The sequence below is a fragment of the Pandoraea sp. B-6 genome, from assembly GCF_000282835.1.
Lineage (GTDB): Bacteria > Pseudomonadota > Gammaproteobacteria > Burkholderiales > Burkholderiaceae > Pandoraea > Pandoraea cepalis.
The window spans coordinates 2763-28488 of sequence record NZ_KB290495.1; the positions used below are offsets into that span (position 1 = coordinate 2763).

The 25726-nt window shown below is 64.6% G+C and carries 22 protein-coding genes and 1 pseudogene; 15 read left to right on the plus strand and 8 right to left on the minus strand.

Annotated features, from left to right (window positions below; genetic code table 11):
* The 3 genes and pseudogenes from A985_RS29765 to A985_RS0104100 all read right to left on the minus strand — a co-directional run.
* Positions 1-137, minus strand: a pseudogene (locus tag A985_RS29765) (serine acetyltransferase); the annotation flags it as partial.
* Between the two features lie 527 nt (positions 138-664).
* Positions 665-793, minus strand: coding sequence for a hypothetical protein (locus A985_RS29645; protein WP_017232138.1), 129 nt, complete (start codon positions 791-793; stop codon positions 665-667).
* 183 nt (positions 794-976) lie between these two features.
* Positions 977-1867 carry a LysR substrate-binding domain-containing protein gene (locus A985_RS0104100; protein WP_026131634.1) on the minus strand — a complete coding sequence of 297 codons (891 nt, stop codon included), beginning with the start codon at positions 1865-1867 and terminating at the stop codon, positions 977-979.
* 93 nt (positions 1868-1960) lie between these two features.
* Between A985_RS0104100 and A985_RS0104105 the strand changes: the two genes are divergently transcribed.
* Positions 1961-3262 (plus strand): aspartate aminotransferase family protein, encoded by a 1302-nt coding sequence (locus tag A985_RS0104105; protein WP_017232140.1) that lies wholly within the window; start codon positions 1961-1963, stop codon positions 3260-3262.
* 26 nt (positions 3263-3288) lie between these two features.
* Here A985_RS0104105 and A985_RS0104110 read toward each other — a convergent pair whose 3' ends face one another.
* Together A985_RS0104110 and A985_RS0104115 are read right to left on the minus strand one after the other, a co-directional pair.
* The gene (locus A985_RS0104110; protein WP_017232141.1) at positions 3289-3498 is read right to left on the minus strand and encodes a 4-oxalocrotonate tautomerase family protein; all 210 of its coding nucleotides are present in this window, start codon (positions 3496-3498) and stop codon (positions 3289-3291) included.
* An 81-nt stretch (positions 3499-3579) separates the two neighbouring features.
* Positions 3580-4314 carry an SDR family NAD(P)-dependent oxidoreductase gene (locus A985_RS0104115; protein WP_017232142.1) on the minus strand — a complete coding sequence of 245 codons (735 nt, stop codon included), beginning with the start codon at positions 4312-4314 and terminating at the stop codon, positions 3580-3582.
* Positions 4315-4459: 145 nt separating this feature from the next.
* Between A985_RS0104115 and A985_RS0104120 the strand changes: the two genes are divergently transcribed.
* The 14 genes from A985_RS0104120 to A985_RS0104185 all read left to right on the plus strand — a co-directional run bounded on the left by A985_RS0104120 (position 4460) and on the right by A985_RS0104185 (position 21884).
* Positions 4460-5434: a LysR family transcriptional regulator gene (locus A985_RS0104120; RefSeq protein WP_017232143.1), complete on the plus strand. Its 975-nt coding sequence runs from the start codon at positions 4460-4462 to the stop codon at positions 5432-5434.
* A gap of 78 nt (positions 5435-5512) precedes the next feature.
* Complete coding sequence (locus tag A985_RS0104125; RefSeq protein WP_051060065.1) at positions 5513-6790, plus strand: MFS transporter; 1278 nt, start codon at positions 5513-5515, stop codon at positions 6788-6790.
* Positions 6791-7026: 236 nt separating this feature from the next.
* Positions 7027-8184 carry a DSD1 family PLP-dependent enzyme gene (locus A985_RS0104130; RefSeq protein WP_017232145.1) on the plus strand — a complete coding sequence of 386 codons (1158 nt, stop codon included), beginning with the start codon at positions 7027-7029 and terminating at the stop codon, positions 8182-8184.
* A gap of 165 nt (positions 8185-8349) precedes the next feature.
* Positions 8350-9105: a histidine utilization repressor gene (gene hutC, locus A985_RS0104135; RefSeq protein WP_026131635.1), complete on the plus strand. Its 756-nt coding sequence runs from the start codon at positions 8350-8352 to the stop codon at positions 9103-9105.
* A 162-nt stretch (positions 9106-9267) separates the two neighbouring features.
* Positions 9268-10947 (plus strand): urocanate hydratase, encoded by a 1680-nt coding sequence (hutU, locus tag A985_RS0104140; protein WP_017232147.1) that lies wholly within the window; start codon positions 9268-9270, stop codon positions 10945-10947.
* Positions 10948-10988: 41 nt separating this feature from the next.
* Complete coding sequence (gene hutH, locus A985_RS0104145) at positions 10989-12530, plus strand: histidine ammonia-lyase (RefSeq protein ID WP_017232148.1); 1542 nt, start codon at positions 10989-10991, stop codon at positions 12528-12530.
* A gap of 141 nt (positions 12531-12671) precedes the next feature.
* Positions 12672-14051 carry an amino acid permease gene (locus A985_RS0104150; protein WP_017232149.1) on the plus strand — a complete coding sequence of 460 codons (1380 nt, stop codon included), beginning with the start codon at positions 12672-12674 and terminating at the stop codon, positions 14049-14051.
* Between the two features lie 7 nt (positions 14052-14058).
* Positions 14059-15276: an imidazolonepropionase gene (gene hutI / locus A985_RS0104155; protein WP_026131636.1), complete on the plus strand. Its 1218-nt coding sequence runs from the start codon at positions 14059-14061 to the stop codon at positions 15274-15276.
* A gap of 26 nt (positions 15277-15302) precedes the next feature.
* Positions 15303-16265: a formimidoylglutamase gene (gene hutG, locus A985_RS0104160; RefSeq protein WP_017232151.1), complete on the plus strand. Its 963-nt coding sequence runs from the start codon at positions 15303-15305 to the stop codon at positions 16263-16265.
* A gap of 504 nt (positions 16266-16769) precedes the next feature.
* On the plus strand, positions 16770-17732 hold the full coding sequence (locus A985_RS0104165; RefSeq protein WP_017232152.1) for a LysR family transcriptional regulator: 963 nt from the start codon (positions 16770-16772) through the stop codon (positions 17730-17732).
* A gap of 111 nt (positions 17733-17843) precedes the next feature.
* On the plus strand, positions 17844-18848 hold the full coding sequence (locus A985_RS0104170; RefSeq protein ID WP_017232153.1) for an ABC transporter substrate-binding protein: 1005 nt from the start codon (positions 17844-17846) through the stop codon (positions 18846-18848).
* 67 nt (positions 18849-18915) lie between these two features.
* Positions 18916-19686 (plus strand): ABC transporter permease, encoded by a 771-nt coding sequence (locus A985_RS0104175; protein ID WP_026131638.1) that lies wholly within the window; start codon positions 18916-18918, stop codon positions 19684-19686.
* Positions 19687-19757: 71 nt separating this feature from the next.
* A complete protein-coding gene (locus A985_RS0104180; RefSeq protein WP_026131639.1) occupies positions 19758-20525 on the plus strand; it encodes an ABC transporter ATP-binding protein in 768 nt (255 codons plus the stop codon).
* Between the two features lie 30 nt (positions 20526-20555).
* On the plus strand, positions 20556-21884 hold the full coding sequence (locus A985_RS0104185; protein WP_017232156.1) for an FAD-binding oxidoreductase: 1329 nt from the start codon (positions 20556-20558) through the stop codon (positions 21882-21884).
* A gap of 25 nt (positions 21885-21909) precedes the next feature.
* Here A985_RS0104185 and A985_RS0104190 read toward each other — a convergent pair whose 3' ends face one another.
* From A985_RS0104190 to A985_RS0104200, 3 genes are all read right to left on the minus strand, one after another.
* Entirely contained in the window at positions 21910-23307 is a 1398-nt protein-coding gene (locus tag A985_RS0104190; RefSeq protein ID WP_017232157.1) for an amino acid permease, read from the minus strand.
* A 30-nt stretch (positions 23308-23337) separates the two neighbouring features.
* Positions 23338-24597 (minus strand): porin, encoded by a 1260-nt coding sequence (locus tag A985_RS24160; protein ID WP_017232158.1) that lies wholly within the window; start codon positions 24595-24597, stop codon positions 23338-23340.
* A gap of 102 nt (positions 24598-24699) precedes the next feature.
* Positions 24700-25605: a dihydrodipicolinate synthase family protein gene (locus tag A985_RS0104200; protein ID WP_017232159.1), complete on the minus strand. Its 906-nt coding sequence runs from the start codon at positions 25603-25605 to the stop codon at positions 24700-24702.
* Positions 25606-25726: the final 121 nt, after the last annotated feature.

Below are 25726 nucleotides of genomic sequence, written 5' to 3' on the forward strand. Positions count from 1 at the left end.
CCGATGATGGCGGCGAGGTGTTCACGGGAGGGCAGATCGCGCCCACCGGATTCGAGCAGGCGGCGTTGGCCGTCGCGCCAGCGCAGGCGAGCCGAGTGCAGGGAGGAGACGATATCGTCGATGTCGAAAGCGGCCACGAGGGGGAACTCCTGAAAAGCGGGTGCCGGGGACGGTGTCGTCGCCGAAAAGCGAAAGAAAACGGAGTGCTGGAAAGCGCACAGACCAAAGAAGGATAACGGGTTTCCAAAGCACCAGTGGTGAAGTGGTTTATTTGGGCGGTGCCGGGCTTGGGTCGTTGGGTGGAGGGACTGGGGGCGTGGAGGGGAGACGGACCGGGGCCCCTTTCTGCAGCGAGTTGGGTTTATGTTTGAGAGGCGGAAAGGGGCCCCGGTCCGTCTGGGGGGCAGGTGTGTAAAGCGTCAAAACGCGTCAACGAGGCGCCAACGAGGCGGACAACCATCGCAACGGAGGCACCGAGTGGCAGACGATCGTTGCGTACATCTCGTGGGAAGAACCGGAGATACCAGGTATGAAGCGTCAATTCCGACACCTCAACGTTCCCTACAGATCGCAGTGGGGCGATCCGGCGTTGAACCGAGTGGACGCGGCATGCTGATCGATTTTGGCGAAGGCGCAAACGTCCCCCCTCGCCCGGACCAGCCCCTTACAGCGCCCGCTTGACGGTGCGCGCCGCGCCTGAAATATCCTGCCCGACGCCGTCGACCGTATTGCAGCCTGCCAACGAGAGCAGCGAACCGACCACCAGGAAAACCGCCAAAATACGCGCCAACATATCGACCTCGATACAAAAAACGTAATAACCACGAGTTTCCGGCCCCCTCGGAGCCTCCCAGGGCACGGAACCCGGCTTCTTGTTGATGAGCAGGGAAGCGACTACCCCCGCCTCAAAACGATGCGCAATTGTGCGTCAAATTCACCTGAACAGGGGCAAACATGAAAACCCCACGTCCCCGCCCTACAACACCGCCAGCGTTCGCCGAATGTGATCGGCAAACGCCACGCTCAAGTGATTCGGACGCGCGCGATCGAACTTTACCGTAATCCCGACCGACGGCAATGGCGGCAACGTATCACCTGTAACAATGCGTAAATCCTGGGGCACCGCCGTTTGCGTCATCACCGCGAACGCCTGCCCCGAGCGTGCCAGCGCCGTCAATCCCGCCAGATTGCTGCTCGCGTAGGCAATGCGATACGCCCTGCCCGCGCGCGTCAACGCCTCGCATGCCGCCATATGATCCAGCGTATCCGGGTCGGACAATGCCAGCGGCAGCGCCACGTCGGGATTCGAAAGCACCGCCTCCAGGCCCGGATTCCCGATCCAGACCAACGGTTCCCGTCGGATGACGCCCTCATCGTCCACGCCGTCCGGCACCGAAATCAGCGCCAGATCCAACGTATGGCGCGACAGTTGCTCCATCAAGCGCGGTGTCGGCTCGCAAATCACCTCCACCAACGCGTGCGGATGCGCCACCGCAAACTCACGCAACAGATGGGGCAGAAACGCGGCGGCGTAATCGTCCGGACACCCGAATCGAATCGTGCCGCTCAACCCCCGGCCCGACATCTCCGCCATGGCCTCGTCGTGTACCCGCAGAATCCGCTGGGCATGCCCTAGCAAACGCTCGCCAGGGCTCGTCAACGCCACACCGCGGCCCGTGCGCTGCAACAACGGCTGATCGACGATCGCTTCCAGACGCTTCATCTGCTGGCTCAGCGCCGATTGCGTTCGCGCGATGCGCTGCGCCGCACGGCTGAGCGAACCCGCCTGCGCAATGGCGACGAACGAACGCAGCAAATCGATTTCCAGGGACAGGCTCAAGATATTAGACTCACTTCTATCTTCCATTAGCACTATTCGCTTCCATGAAATCAGAGCGCTGCGTAGACTGCAAGCGGTAAATGCCCCGCCCCATCGCCGTTGCCCATCGGAGACACCTGCATGTCCAAGAACCAAGACGCCGACTTCTGGCGCAACGCCCGGCAACATCTGATCCGTTACGGCGGCACCTTCGAGCCGATAATCATCGAGCGGGCGCAAGGCAGCTTTGTCTACGACGCCGACGGCCGCGCCATTCTCGACTTCACCTCCGGACAGATGAGCGCCGTGCTTGGCCATTGCCATCCGGACATCGTCGCCGTCGTCACTGAGTCTATCGGTACCCTCGACCACCTGTTCAGCGGCATGCTCTCCCGGCCCGTCGTCGATCTCGCCACGCGGCTCGCCGACATCACCCCCGAAGGCCTCGACCGGGTCATGCTGCTGAGCACCGGCGCCGAATCGAACGAAGCCGCCATTCGCATGGCCAAGCTCGTCACCGGAAAATTCGAAATCGTCGGGTTCGCCCAATCGTGGCACGGCATGACCGGTGGCGCCGCCGCAGCGACCTACAGCGCGGGACGCAAAGGCGTCGGGCCGGCCGCCGTCGGTTCGTTTGCAATTCCCGCGCCGTTTACCTACCGTCCCCGCTTCGGCCCGGCCGGTCAGTACGACTACCTCGCCGAACTCGACTACGCGTTCGACCTGATCGATCGCCAGTCCAGCGGCAACCTCGCGGCCTTCATCGCGGAACCCATCCTCAGCTCGGGTGGCATCATCGAACTGCCGCCGGGCTATCTCGCAGCCCTCAAGCGCAAGTGCGAAGAACGCGGCATGTTGCTCATTCTCGATGAAGCGCAGACCGGCATCGGCCGCACCGGCACGATGTTCGCGTTCGAGCGCCACGGGGTCACTCCCGACATCCTGACGCTCTCGAAAACCCTCGGCGCCGGACTGCCGCTCGCCGCCATCGTGACGTCCGCCGAGATCGAGGAACGCGCCCACGAACGCGGCTACCTCTTCTACACCACCCACGTCTCTGATCCACTGCCCGCCGCCGTCGGCTTGCGCGTGCTCGACGTCGTCGCGCGCGATGGGCTTGTCGCGCGCGCCAATGCCATGGGCGAACGTCTGCGCAACGGATTGCTGGGGCTGATGGAGCGCTTCGAATGCGTGGGCGATGTGCGCGGACGCGGCCTGCTGCTCGGCATGGAAATCGTCAAGGATCGTCACACCAAAGCGCCGGCCGACGGACTCGGCGCGAAGATCACACGCGAGTGCATGAACCTCGGCCTGAGCATGAACATTGTGCAACTGCCGGGCATGGGCGGCGTGTTCCGCATCGCGCCGCCGCTGACCGTCAGCGAGGCAGAGGTCGACCTCGGGCTTTCGCTGCTCGGTCAAGCCATCGAACGGTCGCTGTAAGGTCGAGCCCGTCGCCTGGCTCCCACTCACCCCTGCGACGACTGACGGCGGACCACCGTCGTGGTTTGTCCCGCATAACCCCAGTTGTCCGTGTCGATCTCTTCGATCACGATATGGGTAAGGTGCGGCGGCTTGTGCAACACGCGCTCCAGCGTTTCGGTGACTTCGCGGATCACCTGTGCTTTCTGCTCGGCGGTATTCCCTTCCCGGGTGATACGAATGCTGACGAACGGCATGACTGACTCCTCAACGTGGCGCGGCCGGCGAACTCGCCGGACCGCCGTTCCATGGAAAACCAAGGCGAAACGCCGTGTCGATCAGCGTCCGGCGCTGAAACCGCCGTCCACCGGAAGAATCGTCCCCGTCACATATTCGCTCTGCACGAGGTACTGCACCGCCCGCGCGATGTCCGATACATCGGCAATGCGTCCGAGCGGATGCATCTGCCCCAGCGCGTCGTGCGTTTCAGGGGCATGCATCGGCGTGTCCACGACCCCGGGGGCTACCGCGTTGACCGTTACACCGTACGGCGCCAACTCCAGCGCCAGTGCGCGTGTCGCCTGATTGAGGCCTCCCTTGAGCGCGGCCGCCATCAAGGCGGGAACACTCGAATGCGCCTGCAACGCGATCGACGCGGTCACGTTGACGATCGCGCCGCGACGGCGCTCGCTCATGTGGCGCGCCGCCACTTGTGAAAAGTACAACGCGCCCTTCAGGTTCGTGGCGATCTGCTCGTCGATCTCGTCCGGTGTGAAATCGACAAACGGCTTCGCCGTGAAGATGCCTGCGTTATTGACGAGCACATCGACATGACCGAACGCCTCGATGGCGCGCGCGAAGGCCGCTTCGGCCACCCTGGGGTCACCCACATCGCCCGCGACCGGCAGGAATCGCTCGCCCATCCCCAGCGCCGTGCGCGCCGCGTCGAGGCGAGCGCTGCTCCGCCCGGTCCCCACGACGTTGAAACCCGCCTTCAGGAAAGCTTCCGCCAACCCGAGTCCGATGCCACTTGAGGCACCCGTGATAATGGCCGTGCGTTCCGAATGGTTCATGATGTCTATCCTCAACTTGAAGTGGCCTGCCGGGACGGCGGATCATCCACATGCCCCGCGGGTTGAGCACCACTCTATTCGTGAATGAGGACGCGAAAAACACATACGGATACACTTGTCTTTTTACATGATGTAAAGAATCGATATGCAGCGGCAATTCGGCGACATCCTGCTCGGCAGCATCGAGTTGTTCTGCCTGGCAGCGGAAGCGGGCAGCTTCACGGCGGCCGCGAACCTGGCGGGGGTGACGCCGGCCGCCGTCAGCCGGTCGATCGCCCGGCTCGAGCAACGCCTCGGGGTACGTCTCTTTGTCCGCTCGACAAGGCGCATCCGTCTGACCGAAAGCGGTAGCACGTACTACGACGAATGCCGATCCGCCCTTGGCATGCTCTCCGAAGCTGAGCATCGTGTCTCAGGCGCCCAGTCGCAGCCGTCCGGCACCCTACGTATCAGTGTGCCGACGACCTACGCGCACTATCGACTGCTGCCGCTGTTGCCCGCGTTCCAGGCGCAATATCCGCGCATCAAGGTGCACGTGCATGTGAGCAACCGCAACGTCGACCTTCATGAGGAACGCTTCGACTTCGCCATCCGCTTTCGCGCCCAGCCCGAGTCGAGTATGGTGGCGCGCCCGCTCGAAGACGCCGCACTCGTGGTCGTCGCCCACCCGGATTACCTGAATCGCGTGGGAACACCCCGAACCCTTGACGACTTGGCCGAGCACGACTGCATCGAATTTGACCTGCCGAGCACGGGGCGAGCGATACCGTGGCTGTTCCGCGAGGCGGGCCGCGACATCGAGCATGTCGTGAATGGCCACTTTCGTTGCAGTGACGACGTGCTCTCGGGCGTCACACTCGCGAAGGCCGGTGCCGGGCTGTTCCAGACTTACCGCTTCATCGTTGAGGAAGATCTGGCCGCCGCGCGTCTGGTCGAGGTGCTGGCCGCTTATGGGGGACGCTCGCGCCCGGTGAGTCTGATGTACCCGCACGGCAAGACGTTGCCGTCTCGCGCCCGAGTCTTTGTCGAATACTTGCTGCAAACGTTGGGGCATTCGTCCGCGCTTCGCAACACTGACTTCCGCGCGGCGGCCATTCCCGCCCCCCGGCGCTCGGACTAGACTCGGTCGTAGCCCGCTCCCACGGTCCACGCCAATTCCTTGCGCAATGCTGAGGTTCCTGTGAAGCCCCCCGTCGACGTGTCCCAATTCGCCTCGGCCGATGCCGCCCACGCAGCCGATGGCGCCAGTTATGCCGAGCGCAACATTCGGTACTGGCGCCGTAATCTGACTATTGCTGTGTTCGGATCGTTTACTACGTTGGTCAGCCTGAGCCTGTTGCTGCCATTCCTGCCGCTCTACGTCCAGCAGCTTGGCGTTGCATCGGAGGCGGCCGTCATTCAATGGTCAGGCGTAGCGTTCAGTGCGACGTTTCTCGGCACCGCCGTCACCGCGCCCCTCTGGGGCCACCTCGCGGACCGTTTCGGCCGCAAGCCAATGCTCATCCGCGCGGCCGTCGGCATGGCCATCGTGATGTCACTCATCGGCGTCGCGCACAATGTCTACCAACTCGTGGGGTTGCGTCTGATTGCCGGTCTGGTCGGGGGTTATGCGTCTGCGTCGACGGTGATGGTGGGCACACAGGCACCGCGTGAACGCGCGGGTTGGGCACTGGGTGTGCTGTCGACGGGCGCCCTCGCGGGCAGTCTGGTCGGGCCGCTGGTCGGCGGATTGCTGCCACCGTTGCTCGGGATTCGTGGCACCTTCTTCGCCGGCGGTGCGATGATTGCGGTCACGGCACTGCTCACGATCTTCGGGGTTCGCGAAGACTTCGATGCGTCGCGCGATGGGAAACGCCACGCCCCATCGGTAACGCCGACCGACGATCACTCGCCGCACGCCGGCAGCATCGCGGCCATTCTGGCCACGGCCATGATGGTATTGCTGGCGAACATGTCCATCGAACCGATCATTACCGTCTACATCGGGCAATTGGGCGTTGACAGCGCGCACCTCACACGCGTCGCCGGCGTCGTCATGGCCAGCTCGGCGCTGGGCAGCATGCTCACCGCAGCCCGCTTGGGTGCGCTCGCGGATCGTGTCGGGAGTTGGCGCGTTATCGTCGGTTGCCTTGTCGCGACGGCACTGGTCATGGTGCCGCAAGCGTTTGTCACCGCATGGTGGCAATTGGCCGCCCTGCGTGTGCTCATGGGCATGACGCTCGCGGGGCTGCTGCCCGCCATCGGCAAACTCGCCCGTCACTCGGTCGGCGAGCGCAATACCGGCAAGATGCTCGGCTACCTTCAGTCGGCACAATTCAGCGGCCAGGTGATCGGGCCCGTCGTCGGCGGCCAGATTGCCGTCGCGTTCGGGCTGCCGTCGGTGTTTTTCATGACGGCAGTGTTGCTCCTTGCCTGCAGTCTGTTGGCGAACGGCGCACGAACCCGAACTGCCGAAGGCGCGCGTCGACTCGCCTGACGGCGTGACGCCGCACTGAGCGGCGCCGATTGCGCCGGCGGCTCGACCCGACGCAGGGTCTCAATCGGTATCATTCACCGACGCTTAATGTTTGATGTTGCGACGTTTAACCACGAGGCCCCCTATCGTTCCTACACTGCCTCCTTCGACGACGGCGCTGTGCCCTGCCATCCCGCGAATGCGCAACGGCGGTGGCCAGCGCCCATGTCCCTCCCCACCGTCCGAGACATCGCACCATGACCGCCAAGCCGCCCCTTCCCCCGCCCTCATTGCCGACACTCGACACGCCGGCCGCCGTGATCGACGTGCCGCGCATGCAGCACAACATTCGCCGGATGCAGTCCCGCATGGACGCCCTGGGTGTGCGCTTTCGTCCCCACGTCAAGACCAGCAAGTGCGTGGAAGTGGCACGCGCTCAGATCGAAGCGGGAGCCGCCGGCATCACCGTCTCCACCCTGAAGGAAGCCGCCCGCTTCTTCGACGATGGCGTGACCGACATCCTCTATGCCGTGGGGATGGTTGCGAGCAAACTGCCGGCGGCCCTCGCGTTGCGACGCCGCGGCTGCGACCTGAAGATTCTCACGGACAGCATCGCCTCCGCGCAGGCCATCGTGGCATTCGGCGCCGAGTTCGGCGAGACATTCAACGTGTGGATCGAGATCGACACCGATGGCCACCGCTCGGGTATTGCGCCTGAAGATGATGCGCTGCTCGACGTGGCGCGCGTGCTGCATGAGGGCGGTGCGACGCTGGGCGGCGTGATGACCCATGCCGGCTCCAGCTATGACGTCGACACGCCCGAAGCGCTCGCCGCCATCGCGGAACAGGAGCGCGCCGGCTGCGTGCGCGCCGCCACCCGTTTGCGCGATGCCGGACTGCCGTGCCCGGTGGTCAGCGTCGGCTCGACGCCCACTGCCCTCACCGCACCGCATTTAGATGGCGTCACCGAAGTGCGCGCGGGCGTATACGTGTTCTTCGATCTCGTCATGCATAACATCGGCGTGTGTACGACCGACGAACTGGCATTGAGCGTGCTCACGACCGTGATCGGGCATCAGCCCGAGAAGGGCTGGGCCATTGTCGACGCCGGCTGGATGGCCATGAGCCGCGACCGCGGCACACAAAAGCAGAAACGCGATTTCGGCTACGGACAAGTGTGCCGCATCGACGGCAGCCTCCTGCCTGGGTACCAGTTGAGCGGCGCCAATCAGGAACACGGCATTCTGTCGCACGAAGGTGAGCCGGACCTCGACATCGTCGCGCGATTCCCAATCGGCACGCTGTTGCGCATACTGCCGAATCACGCCTGTGCCACCGGCGCGCAATTCCCCGAATACCACGCCATCGCTCCAGATCGCGAGCTGGCGGTCTGGTCGAGATTGCACGGTTGGTGAGCGGATTCGGCTCGCTTCGCGGCGCGCCGCAGTGCACCTTTGGCGCGGCTTCGCCTTGACCGATGCCGTGCGCAGCGGGTCGCGTTTTTTCTCCTCCGCAGTGAGCGATTGGCTTATGCTTCAGGCTTTCCCACCCGCACGTCAGTGACCGGAGAAGCCATCAAGGTGCCACGTCAATCTGCCCAACCGACTGTCGAAACGCTCAACGAACAAGGGCCGGCACCGCGCTACCTGCAACTCAAGCAGTTCATTTGCCGTCAGATCGACAGTGGCGCCTGGCCGCCGCATCACCGCATCCCCTCGGAAAACGAGCTGGTCGAGTTCTCGGGCGTGAGTCGCATGACGGTCAATCGCGCGCTGCGAGAACTCACCGTCGAGGGACGTCTCGTACGCATGCAGGGCGTCGGCACGTTCGTAGCCGAGCCGAAATCGCACTCCCCGCTGCTGGCCGTCAACAATATCGCGGACGAGATCGCCGAGCATGGCCATCGCCATCGCGCCGAAGTGAAGCTGCTGCGCGAAGAACTCGCCGGCCCCGAACGCGCGCTTGCGATGGACCTGCAGGAGCGCGAAACGCTGTTCCACTCGGTGATCGTTCACTACCAGGACAACGTGCCGGTGCAGATCGAGGATCGCTGCGTCAATCCCACGCTCGCGCCACACTACCTCGAACAAGACTTCACCCAACTGACGCCCAACGCCTATCTGCAGCGGCTCTCGCCGCTCACATCGGGCGAGCATGTGGTCGAAGCCGTGACGGCCACCCCCGAGGAAGCGCAACTGCTGCACATCGCACGCACGGAGCCGTGCCTGCTGATCCGTCGGCGCACGTGGACGGGCAAACGCGTGGTCTCGGTTGCCCGGCTGCTGCACCCCGGTTCTCGCCACCGCCTCGAAGGCCGCTTCGGCGCGCCAGAATAAGCCCCGGCAAGCCAACGATCAGGCACCGATAAGCCAGCGCCGGCCATCCCCTGTAACGCCGTCCCCTCGGCTCACTGACGTACGTAAAAACCCTAGTTCACGACAACTTGTATATACAATACTGTACAAGTCATTCTCCGCTCCGAATTTGAGGAACACGTTGTGAGCCAAGTCACCCGATACCGCGATGTCACGATCCGCGCCCCGCGCGGCACGCAGCTCAATGCCCGTAGCTGGCTTACCGAAGCCCCGCTGCGCATGCTCATGAACAACCTGGACCCGGACGTCGCCGAGAACCCGAACGCGCTCGTTGTGTACGGCGGCATCGGCCGCGCCGCCCGCAACTGGGAGTGCTACGACAAGATCGTCGAAGCGCTCAAGACGCTGGGTGACGATGAGACGCTGCTCGTACAGTCGGGCAAGCCGGTGGGCGTGTTCAAGACGCATGCCGACGCGCCGCGCGTGCTCATCGCCAACTCGAATCTGGTACCGCACTGGGCGACCTGGGAGCATTTCAACGAACTCGACGCCAAGGGGCTGGCCATGTACGGCCAGATGACCGCCGGCTCGTGGATCTACATCGGCAGTCAGGGCATCGTGCAAGGCACTTACGAGACCTTTGTCGAAGCCGGCCGCCAGCACTACGACGGCAATCTGAAGGGCCGCTGGGTGCTCACTGCCGGCCTGGGCGGCATGGGCGGCGCGCAGCCGCTGGCCGCTACGCTGGCCGGCGCCTGCTCGCTGAACATCGAGTGCCAGCAGACCAGCATCGACTTCCGTTTGCGCACGCGCTACGTCGACGAGCAAGCCAAGGATCTCGACGACGCCCTCGCGCGCATCGCCAAATACACGGCGGCCGGTCAGGCCGTGTCCATCGCCCTGTGCGGCAATGCGGCCGAAATTCTGCCGGAACTGGTGCGCCGTGGCGTGCGTCCGGACATGGTCACCGACCAGACCAGCGCCCACGATCCACTCAACGGCTATCTGCCGATCGGCTGGACCTGGGACGACTACCGCGAACGCGCCCGCGCCAGGCCCGCAGAAGTCGTCAAGGCCGCGAAGCAGTCGATGGCGGTCCACGTCAAGGCCATGCTCGACTTCCAGGCGATGGGCGTGCCGACGTTCGACTACGGCAACAACATCCGCCAGATGGCCGAGGAGGAAGGCGTCGAGAACGCCTTCGATTTCCCTGGCTTCGTGCCCGCCTATATCCGTCCGCTCTTCTGCCGTGGCGTCGGGCCGTTCCGCTGGGTGGCGCTGTCGGGCGATCCGGAAGATATCTACAAGACCGACGCAAAGGTCAAGGCGTTGATTCCCGACGACGCGCACCTGCACCGCTGGCTCGACATGGCGCGTGAGCGCATCAGCTTCCAGGGCCTGCCCGCGCGGATCTGCTGGGTCGGGCTGGGCTTGCGCGCGAAGCTCGGACTGGCCTTCAATGAAATGGTACGCTCAGGAGAACTCTCGGCACCGGTCGTGATCGGCCGCGACCACCTGGATTCGGGATCGGTCGCCAGCCCGAACCGCGAAACGGAAGCCATGCGTGACGGCTCGGACGCCGTCTCCGACTGGCCGCTGCTCAACGCGCTGCTCAACACGGCGAGCGGCGCGACCTGGGTGTCGTTGCATCACGGTGGCGGCGTCGGCATGGGCTTCTCGCAGCATTCGGGCGTGGTGATCGTGTGCGACGGCACCGACGCGGCGGCCGCGCGCATCGCCCGTGTACTGAACAACGATCCGGCGACGGGCGTCATGCGCCACGCCGATGCCGGCTATGACATCGCCGTCGACTGCGCGCGCGAACATGGCCTGAACCTGCCCATGCTGGGCGACGCGAAGTAAGCGAGATACTCCAAAATCTGTCGAATCAAGGAAATCCGTCCATGGCACACCTGTTTGTGACGCCCGGCGCGCTCACGCTCGCGCAACTGCGCGACGTCTTTCAACACCCGACCACCCTCACGCTCGACGAGACCGCCTACGCGGCCATCGACCAGAGCGTGGCCTGCGTGGAAAACATCGTCGCCGAAGGCCGCACGGCTTATGGCATCAATACTGGCTTCGGACTGCTCGCCACGACGCGCATCGCCAAAGACGATCTCGAGAACCTGCAACGCTCACTCGTGCTCTCGCACGCCGCCGGCGTGGGCGCACCGCTTGATGACGCGCTCGTGCGCCTCATCATGGTGCTCAAGATCAACAGTCTGGCGCGCGGCTATTCGGGGATTCGCCGCAAGGTCATCGATGCCCTCATCACGCTGGTGAACGCCGAGGTCTACCCGTGCATCCCGCTCAAGGGCTCGGTCGGCGCCTCCGGCGATCTCGCCCCGCTCGCCCACATGTCGCTGCTGTTGCTGGGCGAAGGTCAGGCACGTTATCGCGGTCAGTGGATGAACGCCCGCGAAGCCCTCGCCGTGGCCGGACTCGAACCGCTCACGCTCGCCGCCAAGGAAGGCCTGGCGCTGCTCAACGGCACGCAAGTCTCGACGGCCTATGCCCTGCGGGGTCTGTTCGAAGCTGAGGACATGTTCGCCGCCGCCAGCGTCTGCGGCGCCTTGACCGTGGAAGCCATGCTCGGTTCGCGCGCCCCGTTCGACGCCCGCATTCACGCCGCGCGCGGCCAGCGTGGCCAGATCGATGCCGCCGCGCTGTACCGCCACCTGCTGGGCGAGACGAGCGAGGTGGGTGAGTCCCACGCGCACTGCGATAAGGTGCAAGACCCCTACTCGCTGCGCTGCCAGCCGCAAGTCATGGGCGCGTGTCTCACGCAGATCCGTCAGGCGGCCGAGGTGCTCGCCGTCGAAGCGAATGCGGTATCGGATAACCCGCTCGTGTTCTGGGAACAAGGCGACGTGATCTCCGGCGGCAACTTCCACGCCGAGCCGGTCGCCATGGCGGCGGACAACCTCGCGCTCGCGCTGGCCGAAATCGGCGCGCTGAGCGAGCGTCGCATCTCCCTGATGATGGACAAGCACATGTCGCAATTGCCCGCGTTTCTCGTGGCCAACGGCGGCGTGAACTCCGGTTTCATGATCGCGCAGGTGACGGCCGCCGCACTCGCCTCCGAGAACAAGGCATTGGCGCATCCAGCCAGTGTCGACAGTCTGCCGACCTCGGCCAACCAGGAAGATCATGTGTCGATGGCCCCCAACGCCGGCAAGCGGCTTTGGGAGATGGCCGATAACGTCAAGGGGATTATCGCGATCGAATGGCTTGGCGCCTGCCAGGGGCTGGACTTCCGCGAGGGGGTCAAGTCGACCCCGGCACTTGAGCGCGCCCGCGCGCTCCTGCGCCAGTCGGTTCCGTTCTACGATAAGGACCGCTATTTTGCGCCCGACATCGAGGGCGCAAGCGCGTTGATCGCCCAGCGCCAGCTCAGTGCGCTGGTGCCCTCAGGCACGTTGCCTAGCGCGCCAGTCGCTTAAATCGCACAGGCCTCTTCCCCCGCCGGGGCGAAGCGAACTGCGATTCGCGCCACCGGCGGTTGGGGACTGGGTTGCCCGTTCCCCCGCATTCCCTTGCCGCCCGCGATCGCGGGCTGGCTCATCACGCATTCAGGAGACAGCTTGAAAAACCTGCAACGCAATCTGAGCGCGCGGCACATCCGCTTTCTGGCGCTCGGCTCCGCCATCGGCACGGGCCTGTTCTACGGCTCGGCGTCCGCCATCCAACTGGCCGGTCCGGCGGTCATCCTGGCCTATATTCTGGGCGGCGCCGCCGTGTACATGGTGATGCGCGCGCTGGGCGAGATGGTCGTGCGCCAGCCCGTGTCCGGCTCGTTCGGCCGCTATGCGAGCGACAACCTTGGCCCCCTGGCCGGGTTTCTCACGGGCTGGACCTACATTCTGGAGATGGTCATCGTCTGCCTGGCGGACGTGACCGCGTTCGGCATCTATATGGGCTTCTGGTTCCCGGACGTGCCGCAATGGATCTGGGTGCTTGGCATCGTGATGCTGATCTGCGGGCTCAACCTGTGCAACGTGAAGGTGTACGGGGAGATGGAATTCTGGCTGGCGCTGGTGAAGATTCTCGCCATCGTCGCGATGATCGTGGGGGGCGGTGTGATTCTGTTTGCGGGCGTGCAACTCCATAGCGAGCATGCCCCTGCGGTAAGCAATCTCTGGTCGCACGGCGGTTTCCTGCCCAATGGCTGGGGCGGACTCGTGGCGTCGCTGGCTGTGGTGATGTTCGCCTACGGCGGGATCGAGATCATCGGCATTACCGGCGGGGAGGCCAAGAGTCCCGAAACCGTGATCCCGCGCGCCATCAACGCCGTGCCGATGCGCATTCTGCTGTTCTATGTGTTGACGATGTGTGTGCTCATGGCGATCTTCCCGTGGACGGGCATCGGCAGCCAGGGCAGTCCGTTCGTGCAGATCTTCTCGGGGCTGGGCATCAAGTCCGCCGCAGCCATCCTCAACGTGATCGTGATTTCCGCCGCCATCTCGGCCATCAACAGCAACATTTTCGGCGCGGGTCGCATGATGTTCGGCATGGCCGAACAGGGTCAGGCGCCTGCCGCGTTCTCGGCGATGTCTCGCCATGGGGTGCCGTGGGTCACGGTGCTGGTGATGACGGCCGCCCTGCTCGGCGGCGTGGTGCTCAACTACCTGATCCCGGAAGGCGTGTTCCTGATCATCGCTTCCATTGCCACGTTTGCCACGGTGTGGGTGTGGCTGATGATCCTGCTCTCGCAGGTGGCGATGCGCCGTCGCCTTTCTGCCACGGAGGTCGCCGCGCTCAAGTTCAAGGTGCCGCTATGGCCGGTCGGTCCGGCGCTGGCTATCGCGTTCATGCTGTTTGTGATCGGGGTGCTCGGCTTCATGGAGGACACCCGTGTCGCGTTGTATGTCGGTGCCGGCTGGATCGTACTGATGTCGGTGGCCTATCAGTTCGGCGTGAAACCCAAGGAAGCGCAGGTGCGCGGCCCAATGAGCCTGGAATGAGCCTCTCATGAAACGGACCTACTGGAAACACTGTCACGTCGCGACGATGCGCGACGGCCGTTACCACGCCATCGAAGATGCCGCGATCGTGACATGCGGCAAGCATATCGAGTGGGTCGGCGCGCGCAGCGAGCGCTCCGCCTCGGGCACCGACGCATGCGTCGATCTGCAAGGGGCGTGGGTCACGCCCGGCCTGATCGATTGCCATACGCATCTGGTGTTCGGTGGCAACCGCAGCCTCGAATTCGAGCAACGGTTGCAGGGGGTGAGCTACGCGGACATCTCGGCCGCCGGCGGCGGCATCAAGCACACGGTGCGGCACACACGCGACGCCACCGAGGATGCGCTCTTCGAATCGGCGCGCAAACGGTTGCTTGCCTTGATGCGCGACGGCGTCACCACGGTCGAGATCAAGTCGGGTTACGGCCTCGATCTGAACAGCGAGCGCAAGATGCTGCGCGTGGCACGTCGCCTGGGCGAGGCGTTGCCGGTCACGGTGAAGACCACGTGCCTGGCTGCGCACACGGTGCCTTCGGAATTCGCGGGCAAGGCGGACGAGTATGTGAATTACGTCTGCAATGACATCCTGCCCAAGCTCGCGGCGGAGCATCTGGTCGATGCGGTCGATGCCTTTTGCGAGACCATTGCCTTTTCACCGTCGCAGGTGATGCGCGTGCTGCTGCGCGCGCAGAAACTGAAGCTGCCGGTGAAGCTGCACGCCGAGCAACTCTCGCCGCTCGGCGGCGCAAGTCTTGCGGCCGAGATGGGTGCCCTGTCGGCGGATCATCTGGAATATATGAGCGCTGACGATGCCGCCGCGATGGGACGCGCGGGCACGGTTGCCGTTCTGCTGCCGGGCGCGTTCCACATGTTGCAGGAGACGCGTCGCCCACCGGTGGATCTGCTGCGTCGTCACGGCGTCGACATCGCGGTGGCGTCGGATCTGAACCCGGGCACGTCGCCCGCCCTCTCGCTACGCTTGATGCTCAACATGGCCTGCACGCTGTTCGGTCTGACCCCGGAAGAAGCACTGGCGGGCGCCACGCGCAATGCGGCCAAAGCCCTGGGCATGCTCGGCACGCACGGCACGATCGAAGCCGGGAAGACGGCGGACTTCGTGGCGTGGGAAATCGATCGACCCGCGGAACTGGCCTACTGGCTGGGCGGCGAGTTGCCGTCTCGGACCGTACGCCACGGCGAGTGGCGCGACCTGACCTCGGTTTGATCTCGCACGGCGCACAGGAGACTTGCATGGCAATTCATTGGCAATCGGTGCCGGGCGATCCCCCGATCTGGCGCGGGCGCACGGATACCGGCGAGCGTGGCGACACGCGCCGGCTGTTCAACGTCGTGCGCGAGATCGATGCGCGCACTGATGCGGCGGCGGGCGGCGCGCCCGTGCTGCTCGGCTTCGCCTGCGATGCGGGCGTCAAACGCAACCAGGGACGCGTTGGCGCCGGTGAGGGTCCGCAAGCGATCCGTCGGGCGCTGGCGAACCTGCCCGCCCACGACATCGCGTGCCTGTTCGATGCCGGCGATATCACCTGTGACGGCGATGATCTCGAGGCGGCGCAAGCAGCACTGGCCGACGCGGTACGCCATCAGCTCGATGCCGGGGCGCAACCGGTGGTGCTGGGCGGCGGTCACGAAATGGCGTGGGGCACGTGGCAAGGACTCCGCGCGCATCTCGATGCGACTGGCGACCGCTCGCGCGTGTTGATCCTGAATCTCGACGCCCATTTCGATCTGCGCACGGCGCGCCCAGGCACGTCGGGCACACCGTTCGATCAGATCGCGCAGGCCTGCGAAGCGGCCGGACTTCCGTTCGACTACGCATGTCTGGGTGTCAGCCGGTTGAGCAATACGGCATCGCTGTTCGACCGCGCGCGCGAGTTGAACGTGATCCACGTGGAAGACACCGAAATGCAAGAGCGGCATCTGGACGCGCGTCTCGCACAGATTGACGCTTTGATTGCCGACGTCTCACATGTCTATCTGACGATCGATCTCGATGTGCTTCCGGCGCCAGTCATGCCAGGGGTATCCGCCCCCGCCGCGTATGGCGTGCCAATGTCCGTCGTCGAAGCCATCGTCACGCATGTGCGCCGCTCGGGCAAACTGCGCGTGGCCGACCTGGCCGAATACAACCCGCGCTTTGACCCGCAAGGCGCAGGGGCTCGCGTCGCCGCCCGCCTCGCTTATCGTCTGCTCTAACGTCTGCCCCACGTAGCCGCCGGTACGTCGGGTGCGTCCCGGTGGCGTCGCGTCCGCTTCACACGCTTCACACGCTTCACACGCCCCACCCGCTTCACTCTCCCACAGTCAGACGGACCGGGGCCCCTTTCCGCCTCTCAGACATAAACCCAACTCGCTGCAGAAAGGGGCCCCGGTCCGTCTCTCTCACCGCCCCTCACCACCCTCCCCGCACCACCGCCCCTCACCACCTCCCCGCACCGCCTCGCCCCACGCCCTCCTCCGATACCTCCTCCGTCTGATGCCCCCGCTTTCACCGACCGAGACGAACGTCCCGCTCCCGTCGCCACTGCTCGCCCAAAATTCCCTCGCCCTAATACAAAGTATTAGTTTTTCTTATGTTGATTTTGTTTTATGCCCTTCAATCCCTACAATTCTTAAAAATTCTTATATCGATTCATCGCGACGCGCCAGCAAGGCCATTTCCGCCCGCTAAGACGCGACGCCCGAACCGGAGACACGCCGATGAAAAAGCGCGCAGACCTCGATGTCAGATCACTTCGGATTTTCGAGGCCGTCGCGTCGGCAGGCAGTCTCTCTATCGCCGCCGATGCCCTGGGCGTCACGCAATCCGCTATCTCCCAAGCCATCGCGCAAATCGAACAGACCGTCGGCACACGCGTGCTCGATCGGTCGCGCCGCCCACTCAAGCTCACCCCGGCCGGACTCGCGCTCTCACGCCACGCGCGTCAGATTGTGGACGACATGGACCGGCTTATCGCTCAGGTGCAGGACGCCGACGTCGCCAGCCGTGCCGCAGTGCGCGTGGGCATGATCGATTCCTTCGCCGCGACGGTTGGCCCGTCCATCGTACGTCAGATGTCGGACAGCACCAGCGAGTTGCTGCTCTGGTCGGGCCTTGCCAACGGCCACGCGCAGGCGTTGCTCGCCCGCCAGCTCGATCTGATCGTAACCAGCGATCCGATGCATGACATGGAGCGCCTCGTGCGCCGCCCGATCTTCACGGAGCCGTTTATCGTCGTCGTGCCCAAGGCCCGCGAGGCCGATCTTGCACAGGCCGATTTGAGCGAACTGATCCGCACGCTGCCCTTGATTCGCTTTTCGGGCCGTTCGCACTTCGGCGCCGTGATCGAACGACATTTGCGCCGCACCGGCCATTCGCCTCGCATGCATCTCGAAATCGATACGTCGGATGTCGTGATGTCGATGGTTGCCGCCGACCTGGGCTTCACGATTGCCACGCCGCTGTGCGTGTTGCAAGGCCGTGCTTCGCTGCCGCAGGTGGCCGCACTGCCACTGCCGGGCCCCGCCCTGTCTCGCACGATCTATCAGGTATCGCGCGAGGGCGAAGTGTCGGAGATGGCCTCGCAGTGCTTTCTCGCCGGGCGCATGGCCCTCGCGCAGGAAGCCTTTCCAGAACTGCGCCGCGTCATGCCCTGGCTGGGGGAACGGCTGGCGCTTTGCTGAGCCCGGCCAACGATGGTCAGCCACCGCCCCAGGCGCCGGGCCAGATGAATTTCACCTGAAGCGCGCCCATCGTTCAACGCGAATAACACATAACCTACCAAGGAGACACGCATGAACCTGTCACGACGCAATTTCCTTCACTCCAGTGCCGCCCTGTCGGCCGCCGCTGCCGCCGGCACTCTGTCCCTCTCGGGTATCGCCCGCGCGACGAACGCGACGTCCGTTCAGTACGGCGGCTCGGCATGGCTCGGTCACTACCCGGCCTACCTCGCCATGAAGTCGGGGGCGCTCGCCAGCGCCGGCATCGACCAGCAATGGCAGTCGTTCGGCACGTCGTCGGCGCGCATGAGCGCTGTGCTCTCGGGCGGCATCGATATCGCTTGTACCGGTATCGTGTCGGCGCTCGCGCTGATGGCGCGCGGCTCCAAGCACTTCTCGATCGTCGCGGTGCCGGAGAGCTTCGGCCGCGTCGAGGGGTTGTTCGTGCGCGATGGTGTGAATTCGTTGCAGGATCTCAAGGGCAAGAAGCTGGGCGTCACGTTCGCCTCGAGCGCGCACCTGCTCGTGCTCGATCTGCTCGGCAACGCCGGCCTGTCGAACGACGTCACGGTGCTCAATGTGCCCGCCCCCGAGTTACCCGGCGCAATTCAATCGGGCCAGATCGATGCCGCCGCCGCTTGGACGCCGCAGTTCAATCGCATCCGCGCCATGTCGGGTATGAAGCTGCTGGCCGACGATACGCAGTTCTCGCTTTACAAGAAGTACAACGTCACGCCGGGCCCCGATGTGCTCATTGTGCGCAATGCGTGGGCCGAGAAGAACGCCGACGCGGTTCGCAAGTGCCTCAAGGTGTATTTCGATACCTGCCAGATGTTGCGCGAGAAGCCGGACGACGCGGCACGCTCGCTGATCGCGCTGACCGGCATGTCGGCGCTCGATCAGGTCGAGACGATCAAGGGCGCGGAGTGGTACGGCCTCGCCCAGCAAACGCAGTTGCTCAAGGCGCCGGGGAGCTATGTCGACGGCCTGCAACGTCTGGCGGAAATGCTCGTCACGTACAAGCAGATCGACAAGGCGCCGGCCGTGCGTCAGTGGATCAACACGTCGTATCTGTAAGTCCTGCGGCTGGATCAGTGCGCCGGGGCCGGTCCATCGCGGTGCCGGCGCACGCTCGAGGAGTCTGATTGTGAGTCATCATCAACCGTCCCGCGCCACGCTGCTGGGTGTGGGCTTTGTGTCCGTGGTCGTGTTCCTGCTCGCGTGGGAAGCGGCGTGCCGCACCGGGATCGTCGATCCCTTGTTCCTGCCACCCCCGTCGGCCGTCGGCGAACGCATCGTTTCGATGCTGTCCGACGGCACGCTGCTCGCGAACGTGCTCGCCTCGACGCGCCGCGTGATGACGGGCTTCATTGCCGCGACCGCCGTGGCCATTCCGCTGGGGATCGTGCTCGGCACGTCGAGCTACGCCCGTGCGGCGTTCGACCCGATTCTGTCGTTCCTGCGACCGCTGCCTTCGATGAGCTGGATTCCGCTCTCCCTGTTGTGGTTCGGCATCTCGGAGACGCAGAAGTACAGCATCGTGTTCATGGGAACGTTCGCCCCGGCGCTCGTCTACGTTATCGAAGCCACGCGCAATGTCGACCCACTGCTCATCCGCGCCGCGAAGAACCTGGGGGCGAGCAACGCGCAAGTCATGCGAGAGGTCATCCTGCCCGCAAGTCTGCCGCAGATTCTGAGCGGGATGAAGATCATTCTCGGCCTGTCGTGGACGTGCGTGATCTCCGCCGAGTTGGTCGCTGCGCGCGAGGGCTTGGGCTTTCTCATCATGAACGGCAAGGAGTTTTTCCAGACGGAAGTCGTCGTGCTCGGCATGGTGATGATCAGTGTCACCGTGCTGGTGACGGATATCGTTTTTCGCGCCATCGAGCGCAAGGTGTTGAGGTGGCAGGCATGAACGATCGAATCGATTCCCACGTGGGCGCTTTGCACGCGTCGGGTGCCGCGTCTGCAAGCCCCGCCGAAACCATGATCGCCATCGATGGCGTGTCGAAGCGTTACGGCGATTTTCAGGCACTCGAGCGTGTGGACATGACTATCGCACGCGGCGAGTTTGTGGTGTTGCTCGGGGCATCGGGCTGCGGCAAGTCGACGCTGCTGAACCTCATCACGGGCTTCGACGCCCCGACCACCGGGCGCATCCGCGTGAACGGCCGCGAGGTCAAGGGCGTCGACCCGCATTGCGGCATGGTTTTCCAGCAGTACGCGCTGTTCCCGTGGCTGAGCGTGCTCGATAACGTGGCGTTCGGCCTGAAGATGAAGGGCGTCGACAAGGCGTCCCGCTACGCCACGGCACGACGCTACATCGACATGGTTGGCCTCAGGGGCTTCGAGGATCGGTATCCGAAGGCGCTCTCGGGCGGCATGCGCCAACGTGTGTCGATCGCCCGTGTGCTCGCGAACGACCCGGACGTGATTCTGCTCGACGAACCGTTTGCCGCACTCGATGCGATGACGCGTCAGGTGTTGCAGGAGGAGTTGCTCCAGATCTATCAGAAGAGCGGCAAGACCATCGTCTTCATCACGCACTCCATCGACGAAGCCCTGATGTTGTCGACGCGCATGGTGATCATGAGCGCGCGACCCGGGCGCGTGGCCTGCGACCTGCCGAACGATCTACCGATGCCGCGCGACGCCCAGGTTCAGCTCTCGCCGCGCTACAACGAACTCAAGTCGCAAATCTGGAACACCGTGCAGACCGAAGTCATGCGCAGCCTGGAAAGCCAGGCTGCATAACGTTCGGCGAGCCTCCGTCCTTCTATCGTCATGCCCAATCAAGTCACTCCCTCCCGCAGCGCGCGGGACACTTTCCCCGCGTATCAGGCGGGGGCCGGCTGGAACGCCCTGCTGCCGACGCGCATGCCACACACGCAGCCGCCTGTGGCCCGCAGCTTCGACGTCATCGTCATTGGTGCGGGGTTCACCGGACTGGCCGCCGCACGGCGCGTAGCGGAATTGCGTCCTGAGGCGTCGGTGCTTGTGATCGACGCCACCACGGTCGGCAATGGTTCCGCAGGCCGCAATTCGGGCTTTCTCATCAACCTGCCGCACAACACGGGCATGGGCGGGCACGGCAGCCCGGTGGAGGTCGCGCGCAAGCAGATCCGGCTCTACGACATCGGCCTGAAGTGGCTGCGTGACCTCGTCACCACGCATGGCATCGACTGCGACTGGAACCCGGTCGGCAAGTACCACGCGGCCGCCACGCCCGATGGCGAGCAGCGCCTGCGCGACACGCTCGCGCAATATCGCGAATGGGGGGTGACTTACCGGGAACTGTCGCGCGATGCCCTGCAAAGCGAGATCGGCACCGACTATTACGGCTACGGCTATCACTCGGAGAACAACGTCTTCGTACAGCCTGCCGCGCTCGTGCGCGGTCTGGCGGATAGCCTGCCCGCCAACGTCCGGCTGTGGGAAAACGAGCCGGTCCTGTCGCTCGACGGCACCGGCCCCTTCACCGTGACGACGGCGCGCACGCAACTGCGCGCCTCGCAAGTCATCGTGGCGAACAACGGGTTCGCGCGCAAGCTCGGGCTGGCGCGCGACCGCGTCTTCACGATCTACACTTACGCGGCCATGACCGACGCGCTGCCGGCCGACGAGTTGGCCAAGCTCGGCCCCGCGCGCGAATGGGGCGTGATTCCGGCCAATCGTCTCGGCACGACGCTGCGCAAGACCCACGGCGGCCGGTTTATCGTGCGCAGCGCCTATTCGTACGAGAAGGAACGTCCGATGGCCGAGGTGAGCGCCATGCTCACGGACGCGTATCGGCGCCGCTATCCTCAAATGGACTCGCACAAGTTCGCGTTCGTCTGGGGCGGTGTGACGGCGCTCACCCGCAACGGTGCGCTCTACTTCGGCGAGATCCGCAAGGGCCTGTTCGCCTCGCTCGGCTGCAACGGCGCGGGAGTGCTCAAGGGCAGCATGTTCGGCAAGCTGCTCGGCGAGATGGCCTGCGGCCGGCAGTCGCCCGAACTGGCCGATGCGCTGGGGTTCGAGCGGCCGACGTGGCTGCCGCCCGAGCCGATCCGACGCGTGGCGATCCTGTCGGCGATTCACTATCAGAAGCATCGCGCCGGAAGGGAACGATAGGCCGACGCGCAACGGCGAGCGCGGCTTATTGCGACTGCGCCACCGCCACGTCCGCACGCCGGCGATACCAGACCGCATAGATTACCGACAACGCCACGACAAACGGCACGCCATAGACCAGCGTCAGGCGGAATTCGTCGGTGAAATAGGTGGTGACCAGTGTCGCCAGCATGAGCAGCGCGCCCGCCAGACTCGCATACGGATAGCCCCACATGCGAAAGCTCAGCGACGCTGCTTCGTGCGCACGGCGGAAGTACAGGTGCGTGACGAAGATCATGAGCCACGTGAACATCGCACCGAACATCGACACGGACATCATCAGCGTGAAAGACGCCTGCGGCACGAACACGTTGAGCGCGACCGCCAGCCCGATGCCGATGGTCGAGAGCATGAGCGCCGCGACCGGTACGCCGTTGCGGCTCACCTCGCCGAACCGGCGCGGCGCGTACCCGGCCCGCGACAGGCTGAACATCATGCGCGTGGTGATGTAGAGCTGACTGTTCATCGCGGAGAGCGCGGCCACCAGAATCACCAGGTTGATCACCCCCGCCGCGCCCGGGATATGCGTCGCGGCCATCACCTTGACGAACGGACTGCCGTCTTCACCCGCCGCGTTCCACGGCACGATGGCAAGCGTCAACGCGAGCGTGAGCAGATAGAAGAACACCAGACGGAACATCGTCGCCCGGAAGGCGCGCGTGATCGCCCGCTGCGGATCCTGCGCCTCGCCGGCCGCCACGGCAATCATCTCGATGCTCAGATAGCTGAAGATCGACACGATCACCGCGACCCACATCCCCCATCCGCCCTTCGGGAAGAATCCCCCGTGCGACGTGTAGTTGGCCACTCCGATGCCGCTGTCCACCGGCGCCCGAAACACCAGATAGGCCCCGAGCATCAGGAACACGACAATGGCCGCGATCTTGAGCATCGAAAATCCGTACTCGACCGCGCCGAACACCTTCACGCTCGCCGCGTTGATGCCGATCAGGCCGGCCGAGAAGCCAACGATCCAGTACCACCCCGGCACCGCCGGAAACCAGTATTTCATGTAGACGGCAATGGCCGTCACCTCGGTGCCGACCGCGAACACGATCGACGACCAGTAGCCGTAACGCACCAGAAACCCCGCCAGCGGCCCGATATAGTGCTCCGCATAGGCGCCGAACGACCCAGAGGTCGGGTGCGCCACGGTCATCTCCGCCAGACACCCCATCAACAGCAGCGCAATCAGGCCACCGATCGCATAGCTCACCAGCACGCTCGGCCCGGCAAAGCCAATGGCAAACGCACTGCCCAGAAAGAGGCCGGTGCCAATCGCACCGCCAATGGCAATCATCGACAATTGCCCGCTGCTCAGGCCGCGATGCAGCCCCTTTTCTCGCTCGACAATGCTGTCGAAGCCCGCTTGTGTCGTCTTCAATTTCGTCTCCTGTGAGTCGGATGGTGTTGTTCAAAAGCTGTGTTCGATGCCGAAACCGATGCCCCGGTAGTGCGCGCCCGGCGGTGCGCTTGCGCCGTTCGCGCCGAGCGTCGGACGCGGCGAGACGCCGTACCGACCCCAAGCGCGATTGATGACCTGGTAGTACGCGACGTACACGTCCGTGCGCCGTGAAAAGTCGTAGCGATAGCCAAGATTGAGTTGCGTGGCTCCAAGCCCGTCGGTACTGCACGACGCACCGCCCGAGCGGGAACACGCGCCGTTCGTCGCATAGCCGCCGCCGAGCCAGACCGAGTGACGGCCGCCGCCAAACCAGTGCTGGACCATGGCGTAGAACGCATCGCGCCGGTAGCGGTTGAGATTGCCGAGAGTGCCGTCGTCCGTGCGGTAGGTCAGCCGATCCCAGCCCGCGACCCACTTGGTTTGCGCATAGGTAAAGACCACAAGCACCTTGTGCGCGTCGTCGCGCGACCCCGTGGCGTGCGATCCGACATTGGACGGATTGGCGGACGACGGCGCGCCGAGCCATGCCAGCCCGAAGTAGTCCTTGTGCAGCGCGTACGCGTAACGCACGCGCAGCGGACCGTTCAGGTACTCCAGTCCGGCCCCGAACACCTGTGGCGAGATCTCGCCCGCCGGCGTGACGACCTTGCTGTTCGACGGCGAGTACGAGAACCGCAGTTGCAACCCGGCCCACGTCGGTGTCCAGTACTGAAGACTGTTGCCCTGCCGACGGTTGAACGTGGCATCGACCGCACTGCCCACCCGCCCCGATTGCGTCGTCGTGTTCGGCACATTGAATCCGGGATTGCTCAGGATCGTACTCAGGTCGCCGGTGTATGGATTGCGCACCGGCGAGCCGACCGCGAGCGTCGACCATTGATACGGCGTGTCCCAGTTGCCCAGAAACGCCGTACCGAACGGCCCGGTCAGGCCCACATTCGTATTGCGTCCCGCGATGGTGCCGGTCGATTTGCCGTCGAGCGCGACAGGTGTCTCGATCTGCCAGATCGCGGCATACCCGTCGCCAAGATCTTCCTTGCCGCGCATGCCGAAGTACGAAATGCTCGACAGCATGCGCGCACCGCTCGCCGTCGGCGCATTGATCGCCCCCGACGGCGCCTGGGTCGGACGCGGCGCCGACGCGCTCGCCTGACGCCCGCTAACACTGACCCAATCGGTCATCGGCGTGAGGTGGCCGTAGACCTGCACCTGAGCGTGCGACACCTCGCAAGCGCCCGGACCCAGCGCCAGCGCAAGGCCCCATGCCACTGCCAGCCTCGTGCCCCCCCGCGCAGTCAGGTGCCGCGTGGTCCCGACATACAGCCAGCCACGACATATCCCTCGATACCGCAACGTGCCGCGCATGTCCGCTTACCCTGCCAACGTGAAACCGCAAGCGGCCAACTGCGCGTGCAGCCGTACGTGTTGGTCGCTCGTCAGTTGCGTAAGCGGCGCACGCACGCGCGCCCACGCCGGATCGTCACGATGCGAGGCCAGCACCGCCTTGAGCGCCGGAATCATCGGGAACGACTGCACGATGCCGCGAACGATGTCGGCCTGTGCCTGAAGCGCCGCACCGGCATCGTCCGCCCACTCGCGACACAACCGCCCGATCATGGGCGCATTGATGTTGACCGTCGCGGAAATGCAGCCTTTCGCGCCCTTGGCCGACGCGCGCGACACCAGCGACTCCGATGCCGGGAAGATGCCGAAGCCGGGGAAGGCGTCGAGCATCGCACTCAGATGAGTCCAGTCACCCGAGCTGTCCTTGATGCCAACCACGGTCCGCGGGAAGTCGCGCCTGAGCCGCTCGATCACCGGTAGCGTGATGGGCACGCCCGAGAGCGCTGGGATGTGATAGAGGTACAGACGCAAACGCGCATCGTTCACCTGATCGATCACGCGGGCGTAGTAGTCGTACACGCCATCGTCGGTGACGCCTTTGTAGAAAAACGGCGGCAGCATGAGCACCCCCGCGCAGCCACGCTCGACCGCGTGCCGCGTGAGCGTGACGGTCTCGGGCAACGAGCAGCAGCCGGTGCCGGGCAGCATGCGCCGCACATCAAGACCGTTGTCGACCAGATGATCGAGCAACGCCATGCGTTCGCGGGCGTCGAGAGAATTCGCTTCGCTGTTCGTACCAAACGGGGCCAGGCCCACGTCGTGCGAGAGCAACCATTCGCAATGCGCGAGAAAACGGGGGGCATCCGGCGTCATATCCGCCTGAAACGGCGTGACGACGGGCGCAAACGCCCCGGTCAATTCGTGATCGACCATGACAGTTCCTTAAGGGAGGGAGAGATGAACGGCGCTGCCCGCACCGAGAGCCGCCTGTTCGCTGCTGACCCGCCGCTGAACCGCCGCCGATTCGATCAACGGTTCAACGGTTCAAGGGTTC